The organism is Streptomyces sp. NPDC018693 (assembly GCF_044391385.1).
GTDB lineage: Bacteria > Actinomycetota > Actinomycetes > Streptomycetales > Streptomycetaceae > Streptomyces.
Map to the genome: position 1 here is coordinate 158,518 of NZ_JBIRZZ010000011.1, position 20,494 is coordinate 179,011.

Annotated in this window: 16 protein-coding genes; 5 read left to right on the forward strand and 11 right to left on the reverse strand. The window is 72.4% G+C overall.

The annotated features are described in order from the left end of the window. Positions 1 to 162: 162 nt before the first annotated feature. Complete coding sequence (locus ACH5AC_RS26805; protein ID WP_398864729.1) at positions 163 to 1,134, forward strand: LLM class flavin-dependent oxidoreductase; 972 nt, start codon at positions 163 to 165, stop codon at positions 1,132 to 1,134. Positions 1,135 to 1,198: 64 nt separating this feature from the next. Here ACH5AC_RS26805 and ACH5AC_RS26810 read toward each other — a convergent pair whose 3' ends face one another. The 3 genes from ACH5AC_RS26810 to ACH5AC_RS26820 all read right to left on the reverse strand — a co-directional run bounded on the left by ACH5AC_RS26810 (position 1,199) and on the right by ACH5AC_RS26820 (position 6,511). After that, positions 1,199 to 5,374, reverse strand: a complete 4,176-nt coding sequence (locus ACH5AC_RS26810; RefSeq protein WP_398864730.1) for an AAA family ATPase — start codon at positions 5,372 to 5,374, stop codon at positions 1,199 to 1,201. A 271-nt stretch (positions 5,375 to 5,645) separates the two neighbouring features. Beyond that, the gene (locus ACH5AC_RS26815) at positions 5,646 to 5,849 is read right to left on the reverse strand and encodes a hypothetical protein (protein ID WP_007493378.1); all 204 of its coding nucleotides are present in this window, start codon (positions 5,847 to 5,849) and stop codon (positions 5,646 to 5,648) included. A gap of 380 nt (positions 5,850 to 6,229) precedes the next feature. Further along, positions 6,230 to 6,511, reverse strand: coding sequence for an acylphosphatase (locus ACH5AC_RS26820; protein WP_398864731.1), 282 nt, complete (start codon positions 6,509 to 6,511; stop codon positions 6,230 to 6,232). A gap of 160 nt (positions 6,512 to 6,671) precedes the next feature. On the opposite strand from ACH5AC_RS26820, the gene ACH5AC_RS26825 reads away from it, so the two are divergent. Together ACH5AC_RS26825 and ACH5AC_RS26830 are read left to right on the forward strand one after the other, a co-directional pair. Then, on the forward strand, positions 6,672 to 7,790 hold the full coding sequence (locus ACH5AC_RS26825; RefSeq protein ID WP_398864732.1) for a CAP domain-containing protein: 1,119 nt from the start codon (positions 6,672 to 6,674) through the stop codon (positions 7,788 to 7,790). Between the two features lie 70 nt (positions 7,791 to 7,860). Beyond that, the gene (locus tag ACH5AC_RS26830; protein WP_398864733.1) at positions 7,861 to 8,265 is read left to right on the forward strand and encodes a winged helix-turn-helix transcriptional regulator; all 405 of its coding nucleotides are present in this window, start codon (positions 7,861 to 7,863) and stop codon (positions 8,263 to 8,265) included. Here the strand turns inward: ACH5AC_RS26830 and mutM are convergent. The 8 genes from mutM to recG form a co-directional block, all read right to left on the reverse strand. Continuing rightward, positions 8,238 to 9,098 (reverse strand): bifunctional DNA-formamidopyrimidine glycosylase/DNA-(apurinic or apyrimidinic site) lyase, encoded by an 861-nt coding sequence (mutM, locus tag ACH5AC_RS26835; RefSeq protein WP_398864734.1) that lies wholly within the window; start codon positions 9,096 to 9,098, stop codon positions 8,238 to 8,240. The genes ACH5AC_RS26830 and mutM overlap by 28 nt on opposite strands. Positions 9,099 to 9,193: 95 nt before the next feature. After that, positions 9,194 to 10,000 (reverse strand): ribonuclease III, encoded by an 807-nt coding sequence (gene rnc, locus ACH5AC_RS26840; RefSeq protein WP_398864839.1) that lies wholly within the window; start codon positions 9,998 to 10,000, stop codon positions 9,194 to 9,196. A gap of 19 nt (positions 10,001 to 10,019) precedes the next feature. Beyond that, positions 10,020 to 10,193, reverse strand: coding sequence for a 50S ribosomal protein L32 (gene rpmF, locus ACH5AC_RS26845; protein WP_003951102.1), 174 nt, complete (start codon positions 10,191 to 10,193; stop codon positions 10,020 to 10,022). Positions 10,194 to 10,195: 2 nt separating this feature from the next. Next, positions 10,196 to 10,840 carry a YceD family protein gene (locus ACH5AC_RS26850; RefSeq protein WP_398864735.1) on the reverse strand — a complete coding sequence of 215 codons (645 nt, stop codon included), beginning with the start codon at positions 10,838 to 10,840 and terminating at the stop codon, positions 10,196 to 10,198. 163 nt (positions 10,841 to 11,003) lie between these two features. Continuing rightward, positions 11,004 to 12,074: a cell division initiation protein gene (locus ACH5AC_RS26855; RefSeq protein ID WP_398864736.1), complete on the reverse strand. Its 1,071-nt coding sequence runs from the start codon at positions 12,072 to 12,074 to the stop codon at positions 11,004 to 11,006. 58 nt (positions 12,075 to 12,132) lie between these two features. Then, positions 12,133 to 12,612, reverse strand: a complete 480-nt coding sequence (gene coaD, locus ACH5AC_RS26860) for a pantetheine-phosphate adenylyltransferase (protein WP_398864840.1) — start codon at positions 12,610 to 12,612, stop codon at positions 12,133 to 12,135. 26 nt (positions 12,613 to 12,638) lie between these two features. Further along, positions 12,639 to 13,223, reverse strand: a complete 585-nt coding sequence (gene rsmD / locus ACH5AC_RS26865) for a 16S rRNA (guanine(966)-N(2))-methyltransferase RsmD (protein WP_398864737.1) — start codon at positions 13,221 to 13,223, stop codon at positions 12,639 to 12,641. Between the two features lie 107 nt (positions 13,224 to 13,330). Next, positions 13,331 to 15,535 carry an ATP-dependent DNA helicase RecG gene (gene recG, locus ACH5AC_RS26870; RefSeq protein WP_398864738.1) on the reverse strand — a complete coding sequence of 735 codons (2,205 nt, stop codon included), beginning with the start codon at positions 15,533 to 15,535 and terminating at the stop codon, positions 13,331 to 13,333. A 164-nt stretch (positions 15,536 to 15,699) separates the two neighbouring features. Between recG and ACH5AC_RS26875 the strand changes: the two genes are divergently transcribed. Together ACH5AC_RS26875 and ACH5AC_RS26880 are read left to right on the forward strand one after the other, a co-directional pair. After that, entirely contained in the window at positions 15,700 to 17,529 is a 1,830-nt protein-coding gene (locus ACH5AC_RS26875) for an HSP90 family protein (RefSeq protein WP_398864739.1), read from the forward strand. Further along, positions 17,526 to 20,483, forward strand: coding sequence for a tetratricopeptide repeat protein (locus ACH5AC_RS26880; RefSeq protein WP_398864740.1), 2,958 nt, complete (start codon positions 17,526 to 17,528; stop codon positions 20,481 to 20,483). Before ACH5AC_RS26875 ends, ACH5AC_RS26880 begins: the two co-directional genes overlap by 4 nt. Positions 20,484 to 20,494: the final 11 nt, after the last annotated feature.

The following is a 20,494-nucleotide window of genomic DNA, read 5'->3' on the forward strand; positions in this document are numbered from 1 at the left end:
GGTCCGGAGCGCGATCCATCCCGGAACGGCTTCGGCCTGCGGGTCTGTCAGCGCGACGGGTCTCGTCACCACCCCGAGCCTACGGTGCCGGTGTCGCGGCCATGGCAATATGACGGCTCGTCAGCTACCGTCCCGGGCGGACCACGCCGGAAGGGGGACCTCATGCCCGTCACCGTCGTCCGCTTCAACCTGGTCGCGCCCGGGGCCGGCCCGGCCGAGCTGCGGGAGCGGTACCGCGCCGCCCTGGAGATGGCCGCGTACGCCGACGAGCGTGGGGTCACCACCGTGCAGACCGAGGAGCATCACGGCGTCGGGGACAACTGGCTTCCCTCGCCGTTCGTCTTCGCGGGCGCGGTGCTGGGGGCGACCCGGCGGCTGGGGGTGACGGTGTCGGCGGCGATCGGCCCGCTGCACGATCCGCTGCGGCTGGCCGAGGACATCGCCGTACTGGATCTGCTGAGCGGCGGACGGCTGGTGACCGTGGCCGGGATCGGGTACCGGCCCGAGGAGTACGCGCGGGCCGGAGTGGACTGGCGGCGGCGCGGCCGGCTCCAGGACGAGCTGCTTCAGACGCTGCTCGCGGCGTGGACCGGCGAGGAGTTCGCCTACCGGGGGCGTACGGTACGGGTCACCCCGCGCCCGTACACCCGCCCGCACCCCCTGCTGCTGGTCGGCGGGTCCTCGAAGGCGGCCGCGCGCCGGGCCGCCCGGCTGGGGCTGCCGTTCTTCCCGAGCGCGCATCTGCCGGAGCTGGAGGCGTACTACAAGGAGCGGCTCACGGAGTACGGCACCGAGGGCTGGACGATGATGCCGGGGCCGCAGACCCCGCTGCTGCACCTCTCCGAGGACCCGGACCGGGCGTGGGCGGCGTACGGGCGGCACTTCCTGCACGAGGCGCGGACGTACGCCTCCTGGCAGTCCGGGGGTGTTCGCTCGGCCGTGCGGTCGGGTGCGACGACGGTCGACGAGCTGCGCGCGGAGGGCGTGTACCGGATCCTCACCCCGGACGAGTGCGTGGCCAAGGGGCTGGACACCTGGGTGCTGCATCCGCTGGCGGGCGGGATGCCGGTGGAGGAGGGATGGCGCGGTCTGCGGCTGCTGTGCGACGACGTACTGCCCCGGCTCGGCGGATGACGAGCCGGCCCGGCTCCTCGAGCGTCTTGCCCTTGATTCCAGGCCATCAGGGTGCCGCGCTGCTTCAGTGCAGTCGCTGGCTGATGACCTTCGACACCCCGTCACCCTGCATGGACACGCCGTACAGCGCGTCGGCGACCTCCATGGTCCGCTTCTGGTGGGTGATCACGATCAGCTGCGAGGACTCCTGCAGCTCCTGCATGATGCGGATCAGCCGCTGCAGGTTGGTGTCGTCGAGGGCGGCCTCCACCTCGTCCATGACGTAGAACGGGCTGGGCCGGGCCTTGAAGATCGACACCAGCAGCGCCACGGCCGTCAGCGACCGCTCGCCGCCCGAGAGGAGGCTGAGCCGCTTGACCTTCTTGCCCGGCGGGCGGGCCTCGACGTCCACGCCGGTGGTGAGCATGTTGTCGGGATCGGTCAGGATCAGCCGCCCCTCACCACCCGGGAACAGCCGGCTGAACACGCCCTCGAACTCACGGGCGGTGTCCCGGTACGCCTCGGTGAAGACCTGCTCGACGCGCTCGTCGACCTCCTTGACCACTTGGAGCAGGTCGGCACGGGTCTTCTTCAGGTCCTCCAGCTGCTCGCTGAGGAACTGGTGGCGCTCCTCCAGCGCCGCGAACTCCTCCAGGGCGAGCGGATTCACCTTCCCGAGCTGCTGGTACGCCCGTTCGGCCGACCTGAGCCGCTTCTCCTGCTCGGCCCGCACGAACGGCCTCGGCTGGTTTCGGGGGTGTTCAGGGTCGTCGGGGAGCTGCTCTCCCTCGGCGGGCGGGGAGGGCGGTACGAGCTGATGCGGACCGTACTCCGAGACGAGCCCGGCGGGTTCGACGCCCAGTTCCTCCAGCGCCCTGGTCTCCAGCTGCTCGATCCGCAGCCGCTTCTCGGCGCCGAGGACTTCTCCCCGGTGCACGGAGTCCGTCAGCTTGTCCAGCTCGGCCTTGAGGTCGCGGCCCGCCGTGCGGGCGGCGGCCAGCTCCTGCTCACGCCGCGCCTTGGCGGCCTCGGCGGCGGCCCGCTCCCGCTCGGCGCGCTCCAGGGACACCTCGACATGTGCGAGCAGCTGCCGCGCGCCGGAGGCGACCGCCTCGGCGACGGCGGCCTCGTGGCGCAGCCGCGCCCGCCGCTGCTCGGCACGCGCGCGTGCCTCGCGTTCCGCGCGGGCGGCCCGGTCGAGCGAGTCGGCGCGCCCGGCGAGTCCCTTGACCCGCTCCTCGTGCGTACGGACCTGGAGTCGGGCCTCCATCTCGGTCTGCCGGGCGTTGGCCCCGTCGGCGGCGAGACGGTCCCGTACCGACGTGTCGGGCTCCTCCTCGACCGGCATCTCCTCGGCGACGGCCAGCCGTTCGGCCAGCTCCTCGACCTCCTCCAGCGCCCTGTCGAGCGCCTCCTGCGCCCGCGCGGCGGCCGCGACCGACCGCTCCGCCTCGCCGGCCGCGCCGCGCGCCTGCCCGGCGAGCCGCCCGAGCTGCTGCGCGACCGCCGACTTCTGCCGGTCGGCGGCCCGGCGCCGCTCCCCCAGCTCCTCCACGAGCGCGGCGACCTCCGTGCGCCGCTCCCCCGCCCCGCGCTGCGCCTCCGCCAGCTCCTCGCACCGCACCGCCAACTCCGCCAGCTCGGCAGCCGCCTCCTCCACCGACGCCTGCACCTCCAGCAGACTCGGCGCCCCCGCCGACCCACCGTGCGCGAAGTGCGCGCCCAGCAGGTCACCCTCCGCAGTCACCGCGACGAGCTGCGGCTCCGCGTAGACAAGAGCCTCGGCTTCCTCCAACGTCCCCACCACGACGATCCCGTGGAGCAGCCTGCGCACGGCGGGCATGAGCTCGGCGGGACCACGCACGAGGTCGGCGGCGAAACACCGACCGGCGGCAGGTGACCCCGACGGGACGGCGGCGGACGGTACGGGCTCGGCCGGGGCGGCGTCATCCCGTACAGCACACGACGGCGCGGCATCCCAGGCCACCGTCCCCGTCACCCCGCCGCCGGCCGACTCGCCACCGCTCGATACGACGCCCCCCGACCCCACACCGGCCACCCCGGCATCACCCGACCCGGCACCGGCCGGCCCAGCACCGCTCGATGCGACGTCGGCCGCCCCGACACCGGCGGACCCGGAACTGCTCGCCCCGACACCGACCGGCCCAGCACCACCGGCCCCGACGCAACCCGACCCAGCACCAGCCGCCCCGACACCACCCGACCCCACACCAGCCGACCCAGCCCGGCTCGCCCCGACACCAGCCGACCCAGCACCACCCGCCCCGACACCGCCCGCCCCCACACCAGCCGACCCAGCCCGGCTGGCCCCAACCTCGCCCGCCCCCACACCAGCCGACCCAGCACCACCCGCCACAATCTCGCCCGCCCCGACACCCGACTGCGCAGCGTCAGCCGATCCAGACCCGCTCGGCCCCGCACTCGTCGGCCCCGCCCCGTTACGTGCCCCAGCGGAGGCGGAAGCCGCAGCACCCTCTCCGCTGCCCCCACCTCCCGGGGCCTCCAGCCGAGCATCCTCCGGCGCGCCCGCCAGGAGCAGGGCCGCGCGGCCCGCGTCCTGTTTGCGGAGGAGGCGGATCGCGGCGGCCGCTGAGGACGGTGTCGTGACCGCGATGGCGTCCGCCGCCGCGCCGAAGGCCGCTGCGAGGGCGACCTCGTGGCCGGGGGTCACCGTCAGGAGTTCGGCGGCCGGGCCGAGCAGGCCGGTCAGCCGGTCCTCGGCCGCCAGCAGCGCGCCGGTGCCGTCCTTGCGGCGCAGGCCCAGTGCCAGCGCCTCGTGGCGGGCCTGGGTCGCGGCGCGCCGGCGTTCCGCGGCGGTGGCGGCCTCGCGGGCGGCGGTGAGGGCGGCCTCGGCCTCGGTCAGGCGGCGCTTGGCCGCGTCGTGCTGCTCGGCGAGGTCCGCGTCGTCGGCGTCGAGGCCGTCGACCTCGGCCTTGAGGGCCTCGTACTCCTCCTGCGCGGTGACGGCACGTTCCTGCGCCTCGTCGCGCGCCGCGGCGAGCCGGTCGATCTCCGCCTGTGCGGAGGCCGCACGCGAACGGGCCGCGTTCACCTGCCCGTTGAGGCGGGCCAGCCCTTCGCGGCGGTCGGCGATGGCGCGCGCCGCGTCCCGCAGACGCCGTTCCTCGACGGCGAGTTCGCGCTCCAGTTCGGCGCGGTGAGCGACGGTGTCGTCGAGCGCGCGCTGGGCCGCCTCCAGGGCGGCCTCCAGCTCGGCCTCCTGCTCGCGGACGCGGGCGGCCTCACGCTCCATGTCCTCGGGATCACGCCCGCGCCGCTCCTCGGGCGGCACGGAGGTGGCGCTCTTCACGCGCGCGTCGGCGAGCGAGATCGTGCCCCGGACGCGCTCGGCGAGCTGGGAGAGCTCGTACCAGGTCTGCTGGGCGCGCTGCAGGCGCGGGGTGAGCCGGCGGACCTCGTCCTCCAGGAGAGCCTCGCACTGGAGGGCCTTCCGCAGCTCCTCCTCGGCCGCCTCCTTGCGCTCCTTCAGCGCGGCCTCGTCGGCGATCTCGGCCTGGAGCGCCTCCCGCAGCCGTACGAGATCGTCGGCGAGCAGGCGCAGCCGGGCGTCCCGGAGATCGGCCTGGATGACGGCGGCACGGCGGGCGACGGCGGCCTGGCGGCCGAGCGGCTTCAGCTGCCGGCGCAGTTCGTCGGTCAGGTCCTGCACGCGCGCGAGGTTGGCCTTCATCGCGTCGAGCTTCCTGAGCGCCTTCTCCTTGCGCTTGCGGTGCTTCAGCACACCGGCGGCCTCTTCGATGAAGGCCCGGCGGCCCATGGGATCGGCGTGCAGGACGGAGTCGAGCTGGCCCTGGCCGACGATGACGTGCATCTCGCGGCCGATGCCGGAGTCGGAGAGAAGCTCCTGGATGTCGAGGAGGCGGCAGGTGTCGCCGTTGATCTGGTACTCGCTGCCGCCGTTGCGGAACATGATCCGCGTGATGGTGACCTCGGCGTACTCGATGGGCAGCGCGCCGTCGGAGTTGTCGATGGTCAGGGACACCTCGGCGCGGCCCAGCGGCGGTCGGCCGGTGGTGCCGGCGAAGATGACGTCCTCCATCTTGCCGCCGCGCAGCGACTTGGCTCCCTGCTCCCCCATGACCCAGCTGAGCGCGTCCACGACATTGGACTTGCCCGAGCCGTTCGGGCCGACGACGCAGGTGATACCCGGCTCGAACCGGAGCGTGGTGGCCGAGGCGAACGACTTGAATCCGCGGAGGGTCAGGGCCTTGAGGTGCACGCCGTCGGACTCTACCTCCCGGGGGTGTCTCACTCCATGAACCGGCGGTTTCACCCATGAACGTCCAGGGCACACCACTCGTTAAAGAGTCTGAAAGGTGCGCGGGGCAACGAGCGGGGCCAGGGGCCGGGTGACTCGGGCGGGCGACACGGGGGAGGCAAGAAAGAAGGGACGCCGAGGCGTCCCTTGCAACTCTGACAACTTGGCGGTTCGACGCCGTTGATACGGACAACCAGACCGCTGCTTGCGCTGTCGTGGAGCGATGCAGCGATCAGGTGAGCGCAGGCTCCGCCTGGTGTGCGTCGATGCTCTCCATGATCCTGTCGTGAGAAGCGGCAGCCTGCAGGGCGTCGTTCTCCGCCTGGATGCGTCCGAGCTCGGATTCCAGGTCCTGTACGCGCTGCTGGAGCCGTCGCATCTCGGCAAGGAGTCGAGGGTCGGAGCCGCCGACGTAACCGAGAAGCGCCTTTGCCATGATGGATGGTCCTCCACACTGAGTGACCGACCGAAGCGGTGTGGGTCGTGAGGGATTTCGCACCCGCGATGCTTGGCAGGATCTTGTTCCTGCTGCCGTTCATCCATGCCAAACAGCTAAGGTGCGCGGGGCTTTCAGCGTCTCACCAAAAAGTTTGACGGTCAACACGATCACGCCCCGTATTGGCGGGCAACCCGGTGGCGCGCGGCCGAATTCGGCGGCGCGGCGACTCCTGCGGGGCCCTCAGGGCGTGGCGATCATCCTTACGTCGCGAGCCTGCCACCACAAGGGCTTCTTGGCAACCACCTGCTCCTTTCTCCTAGAGAGGATTGCCACTGGCATACACCCGCGGCTCCGGCGCCCGCCGCGAGGCGGGTGGGTCAGCGGATCGCGAAGCCGTCGTAGCCGCCGCGGGGTGTGTCCCAGATCTCGGTGACACCGTCCACGCGCCCGGGCGTGTCGTCACCCTGGAGCCAGTCCAGAAGGCCCTCGCAGCCCACCCGCGGGCCCTCCGCGACGACCTGCACGCGCCCGTCGGCCAAATTGAGAGCAAAACCACTCAGGCCACCGATCTCAAGCGCTTTCGCCCGCGTGAACCAGCGGAAACCCACACCTTGGACCTGTCCGCGCACCCAGGCGACCAGCCGTACATCCTCGCTCATGGCTGCAACCTAACCGGCCAATGTCCCTCGGGGCACTTCCTCCCCTGGCGTCATGCGGTACCGTCCCCACCCAATGCATCTCATATGAAACTCACTCGATCGAGTGAGTCGCGTTGACCGCAGGGGACGAGTCGACCGCTAGGACGAGGAAGGCCAGGACATGGGACGCCACCGACGCTCCGACGCCGGCCGCGCCGCCACGGGCCGCGCCACGGGGGACACCCAGCCGGAGGGCTCGCACATACCGGGCGGGGCTCCCGGGGACTCGTACGACGGCACGCCCACGATGGGTACCGCGCCCTATGTGCACCCGGAGGCGTACGCCGACGCCTACGCCAGGAGCGAGGAGTACCTCTTCTCGACGAGCGACTTCTCGGCGGACGGTGAGTACGCCCACGCCACGCACACGGCGCAGTTCCCGGCCGTCGACGGCGACGTCCGTCCCCGGGCGGGTGGGCGGCGGCGCCGCAGGAAGGCCGCGACGCCGGTGAAGACGGGACTGCTCGGGGTCTCCGCGGCGGTCGCCCTCGGCACGGTCGCGGTGGCGACCGGGGTGGTGCCCGGCCTGGAGAGCTACCGGCTCGGCGGCGGCACCAGCACCGACGACAATGTGCGGGCCGTGGACACCCCGTCGAACTCCGCCTCGGAACAGGGCGGCACGTCCGGCTCCGCCGACACCCGCGGGTCCGCGTCGACCAGCCGCGACACCGGGCGCTCGGCATCACCGTCGGCCTCACCGACGCCCTCCCCCTCGGTGTCGGCGTCCCCGACCGAGACGGTCTCCGAGAAGCCCTCGGCGACGCCGACCAAGGAACCGACCCCGACTCCGACCCCGACGCCCTCCCGGACAGCCTCCAAGGCCCCGGAGAAGAAGGCGTCCACCGCGGTCACGCTCACGGCGGAGGCCCAGGCGGCGGCCGAGGTGCTGCGGCTCGTCAACGAGGAGCGGGCGAAGGTCGGCTGCGGCGCCCTCGCCGCGAACAGTGCGCTGACCGAGCTGGCGCAGAACTTCAGCGAGGACATGGCCGCCCGCGGCTTCTTCGACCACACCGACCCCGACGGCAACACCCCGTGGGACCGCGCCGAGAAGGCCGGCATCTCCAGCCTCGGCGGCGAGAACATAGCCCGCGGCCAGGCGGACGCGGCGGCCGTCATGGACGCCTGGATGAACAGCCCCGGCCACCGCGCGAACATCCTGAACTGCGACTTCAAGACCCTGGGAGTCGGCGTCCACTTCGGCTCGGGCGGTCCCTGGTGGACCCAGAACTTCGGGTACTGAGCCCGCTCGGACACTGAGTAAGCGACAGCGCTAACTGCCGGTTAGCGCTGTGCTCGCGTACGCTTGGGGTATGAGCAGCACCCAGGAGGAGCCCGCAGCGGAGCAGGAGCTCCCGTACAACGTGTTCGCCAGGGCCTGTCCCTCACGCGGCACACTGGAGCATGTCACCGGCCGCTGGGGCGCCCTCACGCTCGGCGCGCTCCACGAAGGGTCGCTGCGCTTCAACGAGCTGCGCCGACGCGTCGACGGCGTCAGCGAGAAGATGCTCTCCCAGACGCTGCACGCGCTGGAGCGCGACGGCCTGGTGCACCGCGAGGCCCAGCCCACCAACCCACCGCGGGTCGACTACGAACTCACACCGCTGGGCCGTGGGATCGCCGAGCGGCTGCTGGGCCTCATCCACTTCGTCGAGGGGCGGATGGACGACGTCCTCGCCGCCCGCGAGCGCTACGACGCCACGCGCGGCGCCCGCTGACACCTCGGGCAGAAGTAGCTGGACCGGTTCATCCACGGCCGCCGGCGCATGGGCGTGCCGCACCTCTTGCAGGGCAGCCCCGCACGCCCGTACGCGTCGAGCGACCGGTCGAAGTAGCCCGACTCGCCGTTGACGTTGACGTACAGGCTGTCGAAGCTGGTGCCGCCGACCGCGAGGGCCTCGTTCATGACGTCCCGCACATGGCCGAGGAGTTCCGTCGTGCGCGGGCGGGTGAAGGTCGCCGTGGGGCGGTCGTAGTGGAGGCGGGAGCGCCACAGCGCCTCGTCGGCGTAGATGTTGCCGACCCCGCTGATCAGCGACTGGTCCAGCAGTGCCCGTTTGATGGTGGTGCGCTTGCGGCGCAGTGCCCGGTGGAACGCCTCGTCGTCGAAGAGCGGGTCGAGGGGGTCGCGCGCGATGTGCGCGATGACGTCGGGCAGCCCGTCGGGGGTGTTGTCGTGCAGGGACAGTCCGCCGAAGGTGCGCTGGTCGACGAAGCGCAGCTCGGTGCCCAGGTCGTCCGCGAAGCGCACCCGGATCCGCAGATGCCTCTCGTCCGCCGCCTCGTGCGGCTGGACCAGCAGCTGGCCGCTCATGCCGAGGTGGGCCAGCACCGACTGGTCGGTGTCCTCCAGCGGCAGCCACAGGTACTTCCCGCGGCGGCTCGGCACCCCGATGCGGTGTCCCTTGAGGCGGTGGACGAAGTCGTCGGCACCGCCCGTGTGCCGGCGCACCGCGCGCGGATGCAGCACCTCGGCGTCGGCGACGGTGCGATGGGCGACCCAGCGCTCCAGACCGCGCCGTACGACCTCGACCTCGGGCAGTTCGGGCATGGCTCCCCCGTGACGACGTGACGACCGGTGTACGAGCCGAGCGCCCGCCCCGGGCAGGGGGCGGGCGCTCGGGTCGCTGCTGCTGTGCTGTCAGGTCAGGCGGAGGCCGGTGCGGCGTCGGTGTCGCCCTCGGCGGCCTGTGCGACCGCTTCCCTGGCCGCGGCCGCCTGCTTGGCGCGTTCGTCCGCCGCGGCGCGGATGGCCCGCCAGGCGGACTCCGCGGCCTGCTGCTCCGCCTCCTTCTTGCTGCGGCCGGTGCCGGTGCCGTACGAGACGCCTCCGACGCGGGCGGCAGCAGTGAAGGTCTTCTCGTGGTCGGGGCCGGTCTCCGTGACCAGGTACTCGGGGACGCCGAGCCCTTCGGTCGCGGTGAGCTCCTGGAGGGAGGTCTTCCAGTCCAGGCCGGCTCCGAGGTTGGAGGACTTCTCGATGAGCGGGTCGAACAGGCGGTGCACCAGTTCGGAGGCCGCGTCGAGGCCCTGATCGAGATAGACCGCGCCGATCACCGCTTCCAGGGTGTCGGCGAGGATGGACGCCTTGTCCCGGCCGCCCGTGCCCTCTTCACCACGGCCCAGCCGGATGAAGGAACCCAGATCGAGACCGCGACCGACCTCCGCGAGCGCACGTGAGTTGACCACCGCGGCCCGCAGCTTGGCCAGCTGGCCCTCGGGCAGATCGGGGTGGGTGCGGTACAGCGTGTCGGTGACGACGAGGCCGAGGACGGAGTCACCGAGGAACTCCAGCCGCTCGTTCGTCGGCAGACCGCCGTTCTCGTACGCGTAGGAACGGTGGGTCAGGGCTCGCACCAGAAGGGCGGACTCGACCTGGTAGCCGAGCCGCCCTTCCAGAAGCGTGTGGGACGAGGCCTGGTTGTCCGACGAGTTCTTCTTCGGGCTGGACACAGTGCCTCTCACCGGCCGCTCAGACCTCGAGGACCTGGCGCTTGTTGTAGGTGCCGCACGACGGGCACGCGATGTGCTGCTGCTTGGGCTCGTGGCAGCGCTCGCACGCAACCAGGGTGGGGACCGCAGCCTTCCACTGCGACCGGCGGTGGCGCGTGTTGCTGCGCGACATCTTCCGCTTCGGAACAGCCACGGCTACTTCTCCTGCTTCTCGTCGACGCCAGCTTCGGCGCCGCTCATCTCGTCCTTCTCGCCGTCCTTGAGTGAACCGGCGAGTCCCTGCAATGCCGCCCAACGGATGTCGGTGGCGTCATGGTGGTGGTCCGGGTCGTCCGCGAGCCGCTCTCCGCACTGGGAGCACAGGCCCGGGCAGTCTTCCTGGCACACCGGCTGCATCGGCAGTGCGAGCACCACCGCATCGCGCAGCAGAGGTTCGAGGTCGAAGAGTCCGTCCTCGAGGAAGAGCCTGTCCTCGTCGTCCTCGGCGTCGTCGCCGGCGTCCGCGATCACGCGGCCCCGGTCGTCGGCGTCAGGGTACGAGAACATCTCCTGGAAGTCCGCTTCGACGTCCAGCCGAAGCGGCTCCAGACACCTTACGCACTCCCCCTCGGCCTGTGCACGGGCGGTGCCTGTGACAAGCACCCCTTCCATGACCGACTCAAGGCGGAGTTCGAGCTCCACCGGGGCGCCCTCCGGCACTCCGATGACGTCCTGGATCCCCAGGTCCCTGGGTGCGTCCACCGTGCGGGTCAGGCGCTGCAGCGCACCAGGACGCCGTCCCAGCTCGTGCGTGTCGAACACGAGGGGGTTGCGGTGGTCGAGGCGGGCGTTCAGAGCCATTCCTGCTTTCGGTTTCCGAGCTCGGGACACGGGATGGGGTGCCGCCGTCCGGTGTCCTGGGGGCAGCACTGATCGCGGACATACGCGCGACCGAAGAGCCAGGATACTGGAGCTTTCGCTCAGGGCCCAATCCGGTCCCCCGGCTTCCGGGCACGGAGCGTGTTCAGAGCCCGCGTTCCTGCTCGTAGGCGCGCAGCTGCTCGGCGCTGATCATGCTGGTGTCGAAGAGGCTGGTCTCGTCGAGCGCGTTCGCCTGGGCCGGGACCTGGGGCTGCTGCGGGTAGCCCTGCAGGGCCTGGTTCGGGTCGTAGGCGGGCTGCTGGGCGGCGTAGCCCTGGTAGGAGTAGGGGTCGGCCTGCTGGTATCCGTAGGCGTCCTGCTGGTACCCGTACGCGTCCTGTCCGCCGCCGTAGGGGTCGGGCTGCTGCTGGTAGCCGTAGGCGGGCTGGGGCTCGTACGACGGCTGCTGCGGCTGTTGCTGCCGCTGCTCGGCCGGGGTGTCCTGCTCCGCGAGGGCCGCCAGGTCGGCGAGGTAGTCGGCGTCGGAGGAGTGCTGGAAGGTCGTGGTGTCGTCGGCGAGGGCACCGAGGTCGTCGGTGGCGATCCGGCCGTGCAGCTTCTGCCGGCCCCGGCCGACCGCGTCCAGGGTCTTGGCCAGCACCGCCTCGAAGGCACCCAGCTTGGCGTCCACGTAGGCGTCGGCGTCCCGGCGCAGGGTCTCCGGGTCGTGGCTGCGCTCCGGGGCGTCGTCGTCCTCGGGGTCCACGTAGCCCTGTTCGTCGAGGCCGGGGCCGGTGCCGAGGAGCTTCTCGCGGCCGCGGCCGACCGAGCCGAGGGTCTTGGTGAGGACGACCTCGAAGTTGGCGAGCTTGGAGTCGACGTAGTCGTCGGCCTCCGCGCGGATGTCCTCGGCCTCCTGGCGGGCCTCGGCGAGGATGCGGTCGGCCTCGGCCCGGGAGCGGCGGGCGACCTCGGTGTCGGAGATCAGGGAGCCGCGCTCGGCGTGCGCGCCGGCGATGATCCGCTCGGCCTCCTGGCGGGCCTGCTCGACCATCTGCTCGCGGTCGCCGATCACCTCCCGGGCCTGGGCGAGGGAGTCGGGCAGCGCCGCGCGCACCTCTTCCAGCATCGAGAGCAGTTCGGCGCGGTTGACCACGCACGAGGCCGACATCGGCATCGACCGGGCACTGGAGATCGCGGAGACGATCTCGTCGAGCTTGTTCTGCACGTCCACCGTGTGCTCGCCACTCTCTACAGCTGTGTTGGAGACGGACGGGACGACTGTAGCCCCATCAGCCTTCGCGCAGGCGCTTGTTCAGGGCCTCCAGGACCACCGGGGGCACCAGGTGGGAGACGTCGCCGCCCCAGGTCGCGACCTCCTTGACGAGCGAGGAGGACAGGAAGCTGTAGGTCGGGTTGGTGGGCACGAACAGGGTCTCCACGCCGGAGAGGCCGTTGTTCATCTGGGCCATCTGCAGCTCGTAGTCGAAGTCGCTGACGGCGCGCAGGCCCTTGACGATGGCCGGGATCTCGCGTTCCTTGCAGAAGTCGACGAGGAGGCCGTGGAACGCCTCGACGCGCACGTTCTCGTACTCGGCGGTGACCCGGCGGATCAGGTCGATCCGCTCGTCGATCTCGAACAGGCCCCTCTTCGACTTGTTGATCATCACCGCGACATAGACCTCGTCGTAGAGGCGGGAGGCGCGGGAGATGATGTCGAGGTGTCCGTTGGTGATCGGGTCGAACGACCCGGGGCAGACGGCGCGGCGCACTAGTGATCCCTCGCTCTCGAGTCCGGTCATCGTGCGTCTTCGCACGTGGAGGCGGCGCGACCGTACCAAAACGTTCCCTCGCCGTAGCGACGGGACCTGAGCGGCTCGAAACCGTCCGGCCAGGCGAATGTGCCGCCTCTGGTGCTGCGCTCCACGGTGACGAGCGCGTCCGGCGTGAGCCAGCCCTGGGTGCGGAGTGTGAGCAGGATCTCGCGAAGATCGGCGTCGGTGACGGCGTACGGCGGGTCGAGGAAGACGATGTGGTACGGGGCTGTCGGCGCCGTCTGGATGACTTGTTCCGCCTTGCCGGATCTGACCTCGGCGCCGGGGAGGCCGAGGTTTCTGACGTTGTCCCGGATGATGCGGGCGGCCTTGGGGTCGGCCTCGACCAGCAGGGTGTGGCCCGCGCCTCGGGAGAGGGCTTCCAGACCGACGGCGCCTGAGCCGGCGTAGAGGTCGAGGACGCGGTCGCCGTCCAGGGGGCCGCCGAGGAGGGACTGCCAGGTGGAGAAGAGACCTTCGCGGGCGCGGTCGGAGGTGGGGCGGGTGCCGGTCCCTGGCGGGACGGCCAGGCGACGTCCGCCGGCTGCGCCGGCGATCACGCGGGTCATCTTTGGTCCTTGGTCGTGGGCGGCTTCAGGTATCAGTGTGGCTGGTCGCGCCCGCGCGGCGGTAGCCGCATACGGATTACAGCCCCGCGCCCCCAGGTCGGTGTCCCTCAGCCCTTTTCCAGGTACTGCTCCCTCTCCTCGTCCAGGAGGGCGTCCAGGGCCGTTCTCAGGCCCGGGAGGTCGGTCAGCTCCGGATCGGCCGCCACCACCGCCGTCGCCTCCTGCCTCGCCTCCGCGATGATCTCCTCGTCGTCGATGACGGCGAGGACGCGCAGGGAGGTGCGAGCGCCGGACTGGGCCTGGCCGAGGACATCGCCCTCACGGCGTTGTTCGAGGTCGAGGCGGGAGAGTTCGAAGCCGTCGAGGGTGGAGGCGACGGCGGCCAGGCGCTGGCGGGCGGCACTGGCCTCGGGCATCTCGGTGACGAGGAGGCAGAGACCGGGGGCTGAGCCCCGGCCGACGCGGCCGCGCAGCTGGTGGAGCTGGGAGACGCCGAAGCGGTCGGCGTCCATGATCACCATGGCGGTGGCGTTGGGGACGTTGACGCCGACCTCGATGACGGTGGTGGCGACCAGGACGTCGGTGTCCCCGGCGGCGAAGCGGCGCATGACGGCGTCCTTGTCGTCGGGGGCCATACGGCCGTGCAGGACCTCGACGCGCAGGCCCTTGAGGGGGCCGCCGCTCAGCTGGTCGGCCACCTCCAGGACGGCGAGCGGGGGCCGCTTCTCGGCCTCGTCCTCCGGGGACTTCTTCCTGGCCTTCTTCGGGTCGTCCTCCTCGTCCCCGATGCGGGGGCAGACGACGTACGCCTGGTGGCCGCCCGCCACCTCCTCGCGGACCCGCTCCCAGGCTCGGGCGAGGAAGTGGGGTTTGTCGGCGGCGGGGACGACATGGCTGGCGATGGGTGAGCGGCCGGCCGGGAGCTGGTCGAGGACGGAGGTCTCCAGGTCGCCGAAGACGGTCATGGCGACCGTGCGCGGGATGGGTGTGGCCGTCATGACGAGGAGGTGCGGGGGTTGTTTGCCCTTGCTCCGCAGGGCGTCGCGCTGCTCCACCCCGAAGCGGTGCTGTTCGTCGACGACGACCAGGCCCAGGTCCTGGAACTGGACCTTGTCCTCGATCAGCGCGTGGGTGCCGATGACGATGCCGGCCTCGCCGGTGACCAGGTCGAGCAGGGCCTGGCGGCGGGCGGCCGCTCCCATGGAGCCGGTGAGCAGCACCACCTTGGTGGCGTGCTCGGATCCGCCGAGCATGCCGCCCTCGGCGAGCTCCCCCATCATCTCGACGACGGACCGGTGATGCTGCTGGGCGAGCACCTCGGTGGGCGCCAGCATGGCGGCCTGACCGCCCGCGTCGACGACGGCGAGCATGGCGCGCAGGGCGACCAGGGTTTTCCCGGATCCGACCTCGCCCTGGAGCAGGCGGTGCATCGGGTGGTCCGTCGCCAGGTCGTCGAAGATCTCCTCGGAGACCTTCTGCTGGCCCTCCGTGAGGGTGAAGGGGAGGCGGTCGTCGAAGGCGGAGAGCAGGCCGTCCGGCTTGGGTCTGCGCGGGAGCGCCGGGAGTTGGGCGTCGGTGTGGCGGCGGCGGGCGAGGGCGACCTGGAGGACGAATGCCTCGTCCCACTTGAGGCGGTCGCGGGCGGCGGCGATGTCGGCCTTGGTGTGCGGGCGGTGGATCTTGAGGAGGGCCTCGGGCAGGGAGACCAGGCCGCGGCCCTCGCGGAGTTTCTCCGGGAGCGGGTCGAGGGCCTCCTGGGCGCTGGGCAGCACGGTCTGGACGGCCTTGGCGATCTTCCAGGACTCCAGTTTGGCGGTGGCCGGGTAGAGGGGGATCAGGGCGCCGGCCCAGGACTCGACGGTCTCCTCGGTGTCCGCGCGGAGCAGTTCGTAGGCGGGGTGGGCGAGTTGGAGGCGGCGGTTGAAGACGGAGACCTTGCCCGCGAACATCGCTCGGGTGCCCGGCAGGAGTTCCTTGTGGGGCTTGTGGACGCCGTTGCCGAAGAAGACCAGCTGGAGGCGGCCGCTGCCGTCGGTGATGGTGACTTCGAGGCGCTGCCCCTTGCCCCGGGACGCCTTGGTGGAGGCGAAGGTGTGCAGGCGGGCGTCGGCGACCTGGGCGACCACCGTGACGTGCTCGTCCATGGGGAGGTCGGCGAGGTGGGTGAGCTGGCCGCGCTCCTCGTATCTGCGCGGGTAGTGGTGGAGGAGGTCGCCGACGGTGTGCAGGCCGAGGTGCTCGGCCATCACCTTCGCGGTGGGGGCACCGAGCACGTTCTTCAGTGGTTGTTCCAGTGCGGGCACGGGATCCATTGCACACCACGCCACTGACAATGCCGTATACGTGTGTCGAAACCCCTGGTCAGGCGCGTCGTTCGGGACTTAGGATGGCGCGCTCCGGCCATCCCGCGGATCCCCGCCCCACACGGGACCGCCCGACCCCGCGCCGTCGCGAATCCCCCACCGGCGCAGCGACGATGGACTCCCAGACCTCACAGTCATCCCAGACATCACCGTCACCTCATTCGTTCCAGGTCGACCTGCGTGGTCTGGTGGACCTGCTGTCCCATCACCTCTACTCCAGTCCCAGGGTCTACCTGCGGGAGCTGCTGCAGAACGCGGTGGACGCCATCACCGCCCGGCGGGCGGTGGATCCCGACGCTCCGGCCCGGGTCCGGCTGTCCGCGGAGGGCGGCGCCCTGCGGGTGGCGGACTCCGGCGTCGGGCTCACCGAGGCCGATGTGCACGACCTGCTGGCGACGATCGGCCGCAGTTCCAAGCGGGCCGAGGGGTTGCAGGAGGCGCGCTCGGACTTCCTCGGGCAGTTCGGCATCGGCCTGCTGGCGTGTTTCGTGGTCGCCGAGCGGATCCGGGTGGTCAGCCGCAGCGCCCGCGTGCCGGACGCTCCGCCCGTGGAGTGGACGGCGCGCGACGACGGCTCGTACACCGTACGGACGCTGCCGGACGACGCCCGGCCCGAGCCCGGCACCACCGTGCACCTGGTGGCGCGGGCGGGCGCCGGGGAGTGGCTGGCGCCCGAGCGGGTGGCCGCGCTGGCGCGGGACTTCGGCTCGCTGCTGCCGTACGACGTCCGGGTGGGCGAGGAGGCGGTCACCGATCTGCCGGCCCCCTGGGACCGGTCGTACCCCTCCCCGGCGAACCGCCGGGTGGCACTGGCCCGGCACTGTCACGAGCTGTTCGGTTTCACGCCGTTGGACTCGATCGACCTGTCGGTGCCGCTGGCGGGGATCCGCGGGGTGGCGTATGTGCTGCCGTCGGCGGTCAGCCCGGCGCAGCGCGCGGGGCACCGGGTGCATCTGAAGGGCATGCTGCTGACCGAGCGGGCCGAACAGCTGCTGCCGGACTGGGCGTTCTTCGTGCGCTGCGTCCTGGACACCGACAGTCTGCGGCCGACGGCCTCGCGGGAGGCGCTGTACGAGGACGAGACGCTGGCCGCCGTACGGGAGGCGCTGGGCGAGCGGATCAGGTCCTGGCTGACCGGTCTGGCGGCGGGCGATCCGGAGCGGCTGGCGGCCTTCCTGTCGGTGCACCACCTGGGTGTGAAGTCGCTGGCCCGCCATGACGCGGAGATGCTGCGCACGATGCTGCCCTGGCTGCCGTTCGAGACGACGGACGGGCGGCTGTCGCTGGAGGAGTTCGCGCAGCGGCACCAGCTGGTGCACTTCACCCGCACGGTGGAGGAGTACCGGCAGGTCGCGCCGATCGCGTCCGCGCAGGGCATCGGGGTGATCAACGGCGGTTACACCTACGACAGCGAGCTGGTCGAGGCGCTGCCGTCGGTGCGGCCGGGCACGGTGGTCGCCGAGCTGGACGCGGACACGGTGACCGCGCATCTGGACGCCGTGGACCCGGCGGAGGAGCTGGCCCTGTCGGGCTTTCTGGCGGCCTCGCGGGCCCGGCTGGACCCGCTGGGCTGCGATGTGGTCCTGCGTGCCTTCCATCCGCTGTCGGTGCCCGCGCTGCACCTGGACGACCGGGCGGCCCGGCACGAGCAGGCCCGGGCGGAGGCCGAGGCGCAGGCGGACGACCTGTGGGCGGGCATCCTGGGGTCGCTGCGCGGCAGCGCGCCCCGCGCGCGTCTGGTGCTCAACCACCTCAACCCGCTGATCCGGCGGATCAGTTCCCTGAAGGATCCGGAGCTGATCGGCACCGCGACGGAGTCGCTGTACGGGCAGGCGCTGCTGATGGCGCAGCGGCCGCTGCGGCCGGCGGACTCCGCGCTGCTCAACCGCGCGTTCATCGGCCTGCTGGAGTGGGCCACCCACGGTGAGGAGGGACGGCGATGAGTGCGATCGGCGATTTCGACTCCCTGCGCCGGGCGATGGCGGAGAACTCCGAGCAGCCGGAGGGCCCGGCCCGCAACGCGCGCGCGGAGGAGCTGCTCGCGGTGGCCGAGAAGCTGGAGATCCCGCTGGCCGTGATCGAGGCGCTCGGGCATCAGCTGAAGGTCTACAACTACAGCTCCGAGAAGGCGAAGATGTTCGTCCCGTTCGCGCGGCTGCTGCGGATGTGGGACGAACACCCGGAGGACTTCGACGAGTACGAGACGCACTCGCTGCACTGGGTGTTCAAGTGGATGTCGGCCGGCATGCTGGACCAGCCGCACATTCCGCTGGCGTCGGTGGAGAAGTGGCTCGGCGAGATGGAGCACCGCTACCGGCTCGCAGGGCACTCGGAGCGGGCGGTGCGCAGCGCCGAGTTCAGTGTGGCCGCGCATGTCGGCGACGTGGCGCGGGCCGAGCGGGCGTTCGCGGCGTGGCTGGCGGCGGACCGGGACTCCATGGCCGACTGCCACGCGTGTGAGCTGCACGGGCAGGGCTGGTGGCACTCGGAGCAGGGCCGGGACGAGGAGGCCCTGGGAGTGTGGGGGCCGGTGCTGGAGGGCGCGTACACGTGCGCGCACGAGCCGCACGCGGTCCTCGCGTCGTCCTTGGTGCCGCTGCTGCGGCTGGGCCGCCCGGAGGAGGCCCGCGCGAACCATCTGCGCGGTCTTCGGCTGGTGCGGTCCATGGAGAGCATGCGCGGCGCGTACGCCGACCATGTGGAGTTCTGCGCGCTGACCGGCAACGAGGCGCGCGCCCTGGAGCTGCTCGCGGAGCGGCCGGCGTACTTCACGGACGACGGGCAGCCGCGCAGCAAGCTGGACTTCCTGAGTGTGGTGGCGCTGCTGATGGACCGGCTGTGCGCGCTGGGCCTGGACGGGCAGCGGGTACCGGGTCCGGTCGAGCGGTCGTGGACGGCGGCGGAACTCGCCGCGCACGCGCGCGCGGAGGCGCTGGAGCTGGCCGCCCGCTTCGACGCGCGCAACGGCACGGCGTACGTCAGCGAGTGGGCACGCGCGCGGATGGCGCAGCGGCCGGTGGTGGAGCGGCTGCCGCTGGGCGTGCGCGCGGTGCGCCCGCCGGTGGTGGTGCCCACGGCGCGCCCTGCGGCCGTCGCTTCGGCCGAGCCGCGGGATCTGACGGCGTTGCTCGCCGAGGCCCGTGCGCTGTCCGACGCGCTGCGGCCGAACGCCGTGGAGGCGTGGGCGGCGGTGGCCCGGGCCGCCGAGGAGGGCGACGACGACGTGCTGGACGCGCGCGCCCGCGCGGAGATCGCCGACCACGAGGCGATGGGGCAGGGTCCGGAGGGCGCCGGGACGTTCGAGCGGGCCGCCGCGCTGTACATGGAGGCCGGCGACCCCGGGGAGTCCCTGGCGGCACGCGCGCGTGCCGCCTATCTCCGGGCGCTGGCCGGGGATGTCGAGGGCGCGCTGGAGGCGGTCTCCGAGCCCTACGACGCCGTCCTGGCCCTGTACGCCGAGGACGGCACCGGGGTGCGGCAGGCGGCGGGCGTGCTGATCGGGCGGGCGCGGATCCTGATGCGCCGGGTGCACGAGGCCGAGGGGCCCGTCGGGGCGAGCGCCCTGGCCGATGCCGAGACGGCGGTACGCGAGTTGTTGGCGCTCGTCGAGGGGCGCGCCGGGGATGACGTACGGCTGGCGGCGCGGGTCGCCGAGGGGCACGCGATGCTCGCGGAGCTGGCGGCGCACTCCGGGGACCCGGAGTCGGGCGCGGAGCTGTTCGCACGCGCGGCGCGGGAGTTCGTCGAGGCCGGGCTGCCCTGGTTCGCCGTGGAGTACGAGGCCCGGCTGGCCGGTCTGGCGCACCATCTGGGCGACATGGCGGAGGCGGAGCGGGCGCTGCGCGCGGCCCTGGAGCACGGCGGGCCCCATCTGGAGCCGGTCGGACGGGCGCAGCTGCACCTCCAGCTCGCGGAGGTCGTCGGTGACCGGGGTGGCGCCGCGGAGGCCGCCGAGCACGCCCTGGAGGCGGCGCACTGGGCCGACGAGGCGGGTGAGGGCCCGGCGTTCGGCGCGTGGGCGCGCCACCAGCTCGGCGGGTTCCTGGTCCGGCAGGGCAGGTGGGCGGAGGCGGCGGAGGTGCTGGAGGCGGCGCTGGCGGACCTGAGCCCCGAGACGCACGGCGACGGGACGGTCGTCCAGACCCAGTGGTGGCTCGGGGACTGTCTGAGCGCACTGGGCGAGCACCGGGCCGCCGCCGAGCGCCGGCTGCAGGCCGCCGAGATCGCCCGGCAGTGGCCCGAGCAGCAGGACCACGCCACGCTGGCGCATCTGGCCGCCGAGTCCCTCGGCCAGGCGGGCATGCCCGCCGAGGCGGAGCGGGCGTACGCGCGCGCGGGCGAGCTGTGGCGCTCCCTCGGCGACCCGCACGGCCTGGTGCGCTCCCTGCGCGCCCGCGCGTGGCTGGCGCTGCGCGCCGGCGTGGAGGGCGCGCGGGACGCGCGGGAGCTGATGGCGGACGCCGTGGGCGAGTGCGCGGACGCGCTGGGCGCGGTGTGTGACGACGACGAGGAGGCGCGGCTCAGGCTCGTCGCCGAGCTCGGGCACACCCACCGCCAGTTCGGCGATCTGCTCGCCCGCTCCGCGTCCGAGGACGCCGACGAGGAGTCCATCCGGGACACGCTGGAGGAGGCGCTGTCCCAGCTGGCGCAGGCGGTCGCCGTGTTCGCCCCGCTCGGCGACGCGGCCCTGCACGCGCGCACCGGGGCGGAGCTGGCCGCGGGCTGGCTGGAGTCCGACCTCGCACGGCCCGACCGGGCGACGGCACGCGCGCGTGCGGTGCTGGCGGCGTACGGCGACCATGGCGAGCACGCCGGGGACGCGGGCGACGACGAGACGGTACGGGCCCGTCGTGCGGAGGCGGAGCAGCTGCTGCAGACGGCGCGGGAACAGGCGTAGGGCGAGCGCCT